Origin of the sequence: Proteus myxofaciens ATCC 19692 (assembly GCF_001654855.1) — a bacterium.
In the GTDB taxonomy this organism is placed as follows: Bacteria; Pseudomonadota; Gammaproteobacteria; order Enterobacterales; family Enterobacteriaceae; genus Proteus; species Proteus myxofaciens.
Genome location: NZ_LXEN01000230.1, coordinates 1 through 257, shown reverse-complemented (window position 1 = coordinate 257; position 257 = coordinate 1). Strand labels below are relative to the sequence as shown.

General features: G+C 31.9%; 1 pseudogene. It reads right to left on the bottom strand.

The window, feature by feature from the left end:
- Positions 1 to 257: pseudogene (locus M983_RS17715) on the bottom strand (type II and III secretion system protein); the annotation flags it as partial.

The following is a 257-nucleotide window of genomic DNA, read 5'->3' as shown; positions in this document are numbered from 1 at the left end:
GTTAAAATAGAAGCATCTTTAAAAATAGTATATACACCACTTGATACATTATTTACGACTAATTTTTCAATATCAGCCCAAAAACTCGAGGTAAATTTAGTTGACGAATTACCAGAAAATCCATTAGCTAGCGCACCATCATTTGAGCTTACATCTAAACCTGTCTCATATTGGCCATCTTGCCCATAGACATCAAGCTTAATAGCATGGTTTTTATAAATACTCGCCAATATGATATTTTCATTACTTAATTCAAC